Source organism: uncultured Stenotrophomonas sp. (assembly GCF_963519925.1).
GTDB classification, from domain to species: domain Bacteria; phylum Pseudomonadota; class Gammaproteobacteria; order Xanthomonadales; family Xanthomonadaceae; genus Stenotrophomonas; species Stenotrophomonas maltophilia_AE.
In genome coordinates, this window is the sequence record NZ_CAUQPH010000163.1 from 1 (window position 1) to 7177 (window position 7177).

The 7177-nt window shown below is 68.7% G+C and carries 5 protein-coding genes; 3 read left to right on the plus strand and 2 right to left on the minus strand.

The annotated features are described in order from the left end of the window. Both RWO33_RS18045 and RWO33_RS18050 read right to left on the minus strand, forming a co-directional pair. On the minus strand, positions 1-615 hold a 615-nt coding region (locus RWO33_RS18045), incomplete at its 3' end, for a glutamine amidotransferase (RefSeq protein ID WP_314106586.1). Then, positions 587-2422: a GspE/PulE family protein gene (locus tag RWO33_RS18050; protein WP_314106587.1), complete on the minus strand. Its 1836-nt coding sequence runs from the start codon at positions 2420-2422 to the stop codon at positions 587-589. The genes RWO33_RS18050 and RWO33_RS18045, both read right to left, overlap by 29 nt. Before the next feature lie 114 nt (positions 2423-2536). Between RWO33_RS18050 and glyQ the strand changes: the two genes are divergently transcribed. From glyQ to RWO33_RS18065, 3 genes are all read left to right on the plus strand, one after another. After that, the gene (gene glyQ, locus RWO33_RS18055; RefSeq protein WP_314106589.1) at positions 2537-3448 is read left to right on the plus strand and encodes a glycine--tRNA ligase subunit alpha; all 912 of its coding nucleotides are present in this window, start codon (positions 2537-2539) and stop codon (positions 3446-3448) included. After that, entirely contained in the window at positions 3445-5541 is a 2097-nt protein-coding gene (gene glyS, locus RWO33_RS18060) for a glycine--tRNA ligase subunit beta (RefSeq protein WP_314106591.1), read from the plus strand. Before glyQ ends, glyS begins: the two co-directional genes overlap by 4 nt. A 215-nt stretch (positions 5542-5756) precedes the next feature. Then, positions 5757-7177: hypothetical protein (locus RWO33_RS18065; protein ID WP_314106593.1), on the plus strand; the 1421-nt coding region annotated here is incomplete at its 3' end.

Consider the following 7177-nt stretch of genomic DNA (forward strand, 5'->3'; position numbering starts at 1 on the left):
GATGCACTCGGCGCGGGCGCGCACGTAGCCGCGCATGTGGTGGGTGGCGAACTCGGGATGGAACTGCACGCCCCAGGCGTTCGGGCCCCAGCGGAAGGCGTGGCAGTTGTCCTGTGCCGAGCGGGCGAGGATCTCGGCGCCCTCGGGGGCGCGCAGCACGGTCTGCAGGTGGGTGGCGTGCGCGGGGAAGCGGGCGGGCAGGCCGGCGAACAGGGGGTCGTCCTGCGCCGGGGGCTCCAGCGCCAGTTCGATCGTGCCCGATTCGCGACCGGCCGGGTTGTAGGCCACTTCGCCGCCCAGCGCGTGCGCCAGCAGCTGGTGGCCGTAGCAGATGCCGAACACCGGGCGGTTGTCGTGGGCGGCTGCGCGCAGCCAGTGGGCGCTGCGTTCGCTCCAGTCGGCGCGGTCGGTCACGTAGGCGGCCGAGCCGCTGATGATCACCCCGGCATAGTCGCGGTGGTCGGGCAGTTCAGCGCCCTGCACGACGTCCACCACCACGGTTTCGTCGGCGTCGAGCCCGGCCGCGACCCGGATCCAGTGCGGGAAACGGCCGTAGCGGCGCAGCGACGCGACCGGTTGGCCGGTTTCAAGGATCAGGAAGGGGGTGCGGTTCATCTCGCGGCGGCAGTACGGTCAGGACTTCCTCGATTGTAGTCAGCCCTGCCGCCACCTTTTCAAGTGCCGCGCGACGCAGGGTTCGCACCCCTTCAGCACGCGCGGCCTGGCTGAACGCGGCCAGGTCCATGTCCGCGCGGACCAGCCCGCGCAGGCGCGGGCCCAATGGCAGCAGCTCATACAGGCCTACCCGGCCCAGGTAACCGGTGCGCCGGCAGTCGATGCAGCCGGCCGGTGCATATGGCGTGGGCGACTCAGGTAATGCTTCATCGGTATCAGCCAGCACCGCCCATTGCGCCGCGCTGAGCGGCTTGGGCACCTTGCAGTGCGGGCACAGGGTCCGCACCAGACGCTGCGCCAGCACCCCGTTGATGGTGCTGGCCAGCAGGTAGTGCGGCACGCCCAGGTCGAGCAGGCGGGTGATCGCCGAGGGCGCGTCGTTGGTGTGCAGGGTGGACAGCACCAGGTGGCCGGTCAACGCCGCCTGGACCGCCATCTGCGCGGTTTCCAGGTCGCGGATTTCGCCGATCATGATGATGTCCGGGTCCTGGCGCAGCAGGGTGCGCACGCCGGCGGCGAAGTCCAGGTCGATGTTGGTCTGCACCTGCATCTGGTTGAATTCCGGCGCGATCATTTCGATCGGGTCTTCCACCGTGCAAACGTTCACGTCCGGGGTGGCCAGCCGCTTCAGGGTCGAATACAGGGTGGTGGTCTTGCCCGAGCCGGTCGGGCCGGTCACCAGCACGATGCCGTGCGGGCGCTCGACGAGGGCGGTCCAGCCGGCCGCTTCCTGCGGGCTGAAGCCAAGCTGGTCGATGCTCTTGAACGCCGCGTCCGGGTCGAAGATGCGCATCACGCATTTCTCGCCGAAGGCGGTGGGCATGGTCGACAGGCGCATTTCCACTTCGCGCCCGCCCGGAGAGCGGGTCTTGATGCGGCCGTCCTGCGGGCGCCGGCGCTCGGCCAGGTCCATGCGGCCCAGCACCTTGATCCGGCTGACCACGGCGGTCATCACCGCCGGGGGTACCTCGAACACCTTGTGCAGCACGCCGTCGATGCGGAAGCGCATGCGCCCCATGTCGCGGCGCGGCTCCAGGTGGATGTCGGAGGCACGCTGTTCGAAGGCGTACTGCAGCAGCCAGTCGACGATATGCACCACGTGCTGGTCGTCGGCGTTGACATCGCCGGCGCGGCCCAGCTCCACCAGCTGTTCGAAGCTGGGCAGGGTGCCGTTGGTCTCGCTGCGCGAATCGCTGCGTGCGCCGCGCACCGAGCGCGTCACCCCGTAGAACTCCATGGTGTAGCGGTGCAGGTCGAGCGGGTTGACCACCGCCAGTTCGATGCGGCGGCGGGTCAGGTGCTGCAGGTCGAGCAGCCATTCCTGCGCCAGCGGCTCGCTGGTCGCCACCAGCAGGCGCTCGCTGTCCACCGCCAGCGGCAGGAAGCGGTGGCGGCGGGCGTAGGCGTGCGAGACCAGTGCGGTCACCGCCGAAACGTCCACCCGGGTGGGGTCGATGCGCAGGTAACGGGTGCCGGTGCGCTCGGCCAGCCATTGGGTCAGCCGCTCCAGGCCCAGTTCACCGCCGCCGGCGGCGGCCAGCTTCAGGTTGGCCAGCAGCACCAGCGGGTGCACTTCACTGGCGTTGCGCGCGCCCTGGCCGGAAAAGCGGATACGGTCGACATCGTCGGTGGCCACCAAGCCGTCGGCGACCATGGCGGCAGCGACCTGTTCGAACACCAGCCGGCCCGGCGGCAGGGGCTCCTGGGCGGGAGCGGGGGCAAGCGTTGCCGGTGAACGGTGTTCCATGGCGCCAGAATCCTCGGAGCAGCGGCTGCACGGCGTGATGGCGGTTGCCTGGAATGCCGGCGCGCGGTCCGTCGCTATACTAGCGCACCCCCTTTGCAGGCAAGAATCCGCCGCATGTCCGCGATCCCGACCGTTCCGATCACTTTCCAGGGCCTGATCCAGACCCTCAACCAGCATTGGGCGCAGCAGGGCTGCGTGCTGATCCAGCCGCTGGACCTGGAGGTCGGTGCCGGCACCTTCCACCCGGCGACCTTCCTGCGCTCGATCGGCCCGGAAAGCTGGAATGCGGCGTACGTGCAGCCGTCGCGCCGCCCGACCGATGGCCGCTACGGCGAGAATCCCAACCGCCTGCAGCGCTACTACCAGTACCAGGTGGCGATGAAGCCCAGCCCGGACAACATCCAGCAGCTGTACCTGGATTCGCTCAAGGCGCTGGGCATCGACCCGTTGGTGCACGACCTGCGCTTTGTCGAGGACAACTGGGAATCGCCGACGCTGGGCGCCTGGGGCCTGGGCTGGGAAGTGTGGCTCAACGGCATGGAAGTGACCCAGTTCACCTACTTCCAGCAGGCCGGCGGCCTGGAGTGCAAGCCGGTGCTGGGCGAGATCACCTACGGTCTCGAACGCCTGTGCATGTACCTGCAGAACTGCGACAACGTGTACGACCTGGTCTGGACCTACGGCCCGGACGGCACGCCGGTGACCTACGGCGATGTGTACCTGCAGAACGAGGTCGAGCAGAGCACCTACAACTTCGAATACGCCGACGTGGAAGAGCTGTTCCATCGCTTCGACGCCTGCGAGAAGGAAGCGCAGAAGCTGGTCGAGGTGGGCCTTCCGCTGCCGGCCTACGAGCAGGTGTGCAAGGCCAGCCATTCATTCAACCTGCTGGACGCGCGTCGCGCGATCAGCGTGACCGAGCGCCAGCGCTACATCCTGCGCGTGCGCGCGCTGGCCCAGGCGGTGGCGAAACTGTACGAGGCCAAGCGCATCGAAGCGGTGGCAGCCAAGGAGGTGCAGGCATGAGCACGATGCTGCCGCTGTTGATCGAACTGGGGACCGAAGAACTGCCGGTGAAGGCGCTGCCGGGCCTGGCCCAGGCCTTCTTCGATGGCGTGGTGGACGGCCTGGCCAAGCGTGGCGTGGCCGTGGAACGCGGCGATGCCAAGCCGCTGTCGACCCCGCGCCGGTTGGCGGTGCTGCTGCCCGGCGTGGCCGTGGAGCAGCCCGAACAGCGCGGTGAAGTGCTGGGCCCGTACCTGAACATCGCGCTGGACGCCGACGGCCAGCCGACCAAGGCGCTGCAGGGCTTTGCGGCCAAGGCCGGGATCGACTGGACCGCGCTTGAGCGCACCAGTGACGCCAAGGGCGAACGCTTCGTGCATCGCTCGGTGACCCCGGGCGCGCGCACCGCTGCGCTGCTGCCGGACATCCTGGCCGAAGCGCTTGCCGGCATGCCCATTCCCAAGCCGATGCGCTGGGGCAGCCACAGCTACGGCTTCGCGCGCCCGGTGCATTGGCTCGTACTGCTGCATGGCAAGGACGTGGTCGAGGCTGAAGTGCTGGGCCTGAAGAGCGACCGCATGAGCCGCGGCCATCGCTTCATGCACGACAAGACCGTGTGGCTGTCCTCGCCGGAGGACTACGTCAGCTCGCTGCAGGCCGCCTGCGTGCTGGTGGATCCGGACGCGCGCCGCAGCCGCATCGTGGAATCGGTCAACGCTGAAGCCGCTGCCGCCGGTGGCCAGGCGCGCATCACCGACGACAACCTGGAACAGGTGGTCAACCTGGTTGAATGGCCGTCGCCGGTGCTGTGCAGTTTCGAACGCGACTTCCTGGCTGTGCCGCAGGAAGCGCTGATCGAGACCATGGAAATCAACCAGAAGTTCTTCCCGGTGCTGGACAGCAACGGCAAGCTGACCGAGAAGTTCATCGGCATCGCCAACATCGAATCGAAGAACGTGGCCGAAGTGGCCAAGGGCTACGAGCGGGTGATCCGCCCGCGCTTCGCCGATGCCAAGTTCTTCTTCGACGAGGACCTGAAGCAGGGCCTGGAATCGATGGGCGACGGGCTGAAGACCGTGACCTACCAGGCGAAGCTGGGCTCGGTGGCCGACAAAGTGCAGCGCGTGGTGGCGCTGGCCGGCCTGATCGCGCCGCAGGTGGGTGCCGACCCGGTGCTGGCCAGGCGCGCCGCCCTGCTGGCCAAGAACGACCTGCAGTCGCGCATGGTCAATGAGTTCCCGGAACTGCAGGGCATTGCCGGACGCCATTACGCGGTGACCGGTGGCGAATCGCCCGAGGTCGCGCTGGCCATCGACGAGGCGTACCAGCCGCGCTTCGGTGGCGACGACATCGCGCTGTCGGCATTGGGCAAGGTGCTGGCGATCGCCGAGCGCCTGGACACGCTCGCCGGTGGTTTCGCGGCCGGGCTCAAGCCGACCGGCAACAAGGACCCGTTCGCCCTGCGCCGCAATGCGCTGGGCCTGGCGCGTACGATCATCGAATCGGGTTTCGAGCTGGACCTGCGCGCGCTGCTGGGCGCTGCCCTCGCCGGGCTGCCTGCCGCCGTGCAGCCCAGTGCGGAGCGCAAGACCGAGGCTCTGCCGCAGGAACTGTACGACTTCATCATCGACCGCCTGCGCGGCTACTACGCCGACAAGGGCGTACCGGCCACGCACTTCAACGCGGTGGCCGAGCTGAAGCCGGCGTCGCTGTACGACGTCGACCGCCGCATCGATGCCATCGGCATCTTCGCGGCGCTGCCGGAAGCCGACGCGCTGGCCGCGGCCAACAAGCGCATCCGCAACATCCTGCGCAAGGCCGACGTCGCGATTCCGGGCATGGTCGATCCGGCGCTGCTGGCCGAGCCAGCGGAAAGCGAACTGGCCGAAGCGGTCGAAGCGGCCATCGACGACAGCAATGCCAGCCTGCACCAGAAGGATTACGTGAGTGTGCTGGCGCGCCTGGCGCGTCTGCGCCCGCAGGTGGATGCGTTCTTCGACGCGGTGATGGTCAATGCGGAAGACCCGGCGCTGCGCGGCAACCGCCTGGCCCTGCTCAAGCGCCTGGGTGATCGCCTCGGCAGCGTGGCGGCGATCGAGCATCTGTCGAGCTGACGGTAACGTCCTGCTCTGCAGGTCCGTTGAAAGCGCCCGGCAGGTCCGGGCGTTTTTTTTTGCGCGCGTTCCGTTCGATTGCGACGAAAACTGCAATCAGTCTGAATATTGATTGAGCGCTTCCCGGGAAAAATCGGAAAACGATAAATTCGTGCAACGGCATTCCGCGATGCCGCGTGATCATCCGGCGCCGCTTTGCACGGACGTCCCGCCGAATGCCCTTCCCTGATCGCATCGTTGATGCCGCGTCCCGCGCCAGCGCACGCCACGCATCCACCCAGGCCGCGGCAACACGGGAGGTGGCCGGTAACGGCACGCACATCCCCAGCCAGGTAAGCAACGCGCAGGCGCCTTACCGGCGCGGCGATGCCATGCGGAGGGTGGAGCTGACCCCCCATGAAAAAACGGTGCGTGATGCGATCCTGGACACCGGCGCCCCGGAACGCGCCGCGCTGGCATGGACGATGGAAACGTACATCGCCCGCGCCGCCACGCCCGAGGCGCGTGAGGCGGTAACCCGGCGGATGGAGGCGGCACTGGCGGCGCGAGGTCGCGACGTGGCGAAACTGCACCACGCGGGCATCAACGTGCTGGACAGCGTGCTGACGCGGGCCGCGTGGACCACGCTGCTGGCAGCGCTGCCGGGCTGGGCCAGCAGCGCCCTCACCGCAGGACAGTTGGCGCGCAGCGTGTTTACCGGCAGCTGGAGCAGCGTCGCTGCGGTGCTGCCGTCATTGGCGGTGGCGCTTCCGTCGCTGCGCAGCCACGAACAGTTCGATGCGCTAGTGCAGTCGCTGCCCGATGCGATCCGGACATGTCTGTGGACCGTGCATGAAGCGGTGGCCGAAGCCGATACGCAACTGCGGCCGAATCTGGGCGGCAATCACCTGGTTCCGGCGCTGGCCGTGGCCGCACTGCTGTGGCAGCTGCAACGCGCGCTGCCTCGACCCGCCGGGCAGCTGCAGGGGGTTGCGGGCTTCATCGCCGAGCTGCCTACGCATTGGCAACGCCTTGCGGTGTTGAACGGCGTGGGCGGTGCGGTGCTGGCGCCGGTGGGCGGCGTGGACGTCATCGACGCACCGAAGGTGCGCCCGGGCGCGGAAGAGAAGGCGCAACGCATCGCACGGCAGCGTTGGGACGATCAGGACCGGCGCCCCGGTCCGCCGCGCATCCGGCCCACCATCGATGGCTTCGACGCCGTGCCGTTCGATGCCGTCGCCGCACCCGGCGGTGCGCACGTCGGAAGCGCTATCCGTGCGGTTCCGGTCGTGCAGGCAACCGCGGCCGCTGCAGCGGCATGCTCTCCCGCCTCAAGCCCGCGGCCTGGCTGGTTCTCCGGGCTGGTTGCCAGCCTGCCACTCCTGAAGGGGGCGTACGGCGTCTTCCAGAGCGTGCCGCAGGCAGCGCCGCCAATGGAAATGACCTTGATGGGCGAGTCGGCGCTGAGCGAGGTGGTCGGTGCAGCGACGCCCCTGATGTCGGCGCCGCTGGTGCCCACCACGACCGAAGCGACCAGGAGATTGGTCCGGCGCGCGCCCCTCGCCGCCGCCTTGCTCGCGACGTTGGGTGGCGTGGGCGGCGCGGCACTCGCCACGGGACGGTGGCTGTGGCCGGAGACGCCCGCCGGGACCACGCC